This window comes from Microbacterium sp. Bi128 (genome assembly GCF_918698205.1).
Window position 1 is genome coordinate 1 of record NZ_CAKKMM010001011.1, and the last position, 1,867, is coordinate 1,867.

Genomic DNA, 1,867 nt, shown 5'->3' on the forward strand with positions numbered 1-1,867 from the left:
GGACACCTCAGGTGGCGAGCTGTACGAGTTCGAGAACAAGGTCACCGGTGGCCGCGTTCCGCGCGAGTACATCCCGTCGGTCGACGCCGGCATCCAGGATGCGCTTAACGACGGCGTCCTGGCCGGTTACCCGGTTGTCGGCATCAAGGCGACGCTGATTGACGGCGCTTACCACGATGTTGACTCCTCGGAAATGGCGTTCAAGATCGCCGGCCGTATGGCTTTCAAGGAAGCCGCACGCAAGGCGAACCCTGTCCTGCTCGAACCGCTGATGGATGTCGAGGTCCGCACCCCTGAGGAATACATGGGTGAAGTTATCGGTGACCTCAACTCCCGCCGTGGCCAGATGCAGTCCATGGAAGATGCCCAGGGCGTCAAGGTTATTCGCGCACACGTCCCGCTGTCCGGCATGTTCGGCTACATCGGTGACCTGCGCTCGAAGACCCAGGGCCGCGCTGTGTACTCCATGACGTTCAACAGCTACGCCGAGGTCCCGAAGGCAGTCGCCGACGAGATCATCCAGAAGAACCGCGGCGAGTAGTCTTCAAGACGCCTCGCAGCAACAAGAAACTCGGGTGCGTCTCCGCCAGCGGAGACACATCTGGTGCAAGTGGCCGGACTCCGGTCAGCTGTAGTCCGGCCAGGCCGGAGTTCGGCCGCCTGCACGAACAGGCTCTAGGCACTAGCATTAGTACCTGAATCTGCAATTTCATCAATCCAAAGCCCCCCAAGTAGACTTACTGGAGTTTCTGCCGCGACAAGCGCGGCCGAAGGGTAAGTCAATTTGAAAACGTTCTAGGAGGAACCTGTGGCAAAGGCAAAGTTCGAGCGGACTAAGCCGCACGTTAACATCGGTACCATTGGTCACGTTGACCACGGTAAGACGACGCTGACGGCCGCCATTTCCAAGGTGCTGTACGACAAGTACCCGACTCTCAACGAGAAGCGTGACTTCGCGTCGATTGACTCTGCTCCCGAAGAGCGTCAGCGCGGCATTACCATCAACATCTCCCACGTTGAGTACCAGACCGAGAAGCGCCACTACGCACACGTAGACGCTCCGGGTCACGCTGACTACATCAAGAACATGATCACCGGCGCTGCTCAGATGGACGGTGCAATCCTCGTGGTTGCCGCCACTGACGGCCCGATGGCTCAGACCCGCGAGCACGTTCTGCTCGCCCGCCAGGTTGGCGTTCCCTACCTGCTGGTCGCGCTGAACAAGGCTGACATGGTTGACGACGAAGAGCTCCTCGACCTCGTTGAAATGGAAGTTCGCGAGCTGCTCAGCTCGCAGGGCTTCGATGGCGACGAGGCTCCGGTTGTTCGCGTTTCCGGCCTGAAGGCCCTCGAAGGCGACCCCGTCTGGGTCAAGTCCGTTGAGGACCTCATGGCTGCTGTCGACGAGTCCGTTCCGGACCCCGTACGTGACCGTGACAAGCCCTTCCTGATGCCGATCGAAGATGTCTTCACGATCACCGGCCGTGGCACCGTTGTTACGGGCCGCGCCGAGCGTGGAACCCTCGCCATCAACTCCGAGGTCGAGATCGTCGGCATCCGCCCGGTCCAGAAGACCACGGTTACCGGTATCGAGATGTTCCACAAGCAGCTCGACGAAGCATGGGCCGGCGAGAACTGTGGCCTCCTGCTCCGCGGTCTGAAGCGCGACGATGTCGAGCGTGGCCAGGTTGTCGTCAAGCCGGGTTCCATCACCCCGCACACCGACTTCGAGGCTAACGTCTACATCCTCTCCAAGGACGAAGGCGGACGTCACAACCCGTTCTACTCCAACTACCGCCCGCAGTTCTACTTCCGCACCACGGACGTAACCGGCGTTATCACCCTGCCGGAAGGCACGGAAATGGTT

1 protein-coding gene and 1 pseudogene are annotated in these 1,867 nt (G+C 60.4%); both read left to right on the forward strand.

Annotation, left to right across the window (positions count from 1 at the left end):
* Window positions 1-541: pseudogene (gene fusA / locus LQV45_RS29180) on the forward strand (elongation factor G); the annotation flags it as partial.
* A 267-nt stretch (window positions 542-808) separates the two neighbouring features.
* Window positions 809-1,867, forward strand: a 1,059-nt coding sequence (gene tuf, locus LQV45_RS29185; RefSeq protein ID WP_230010544.1) for an elongation factor Tu, incomplete at its 3' end; no start/stop codon positions are given.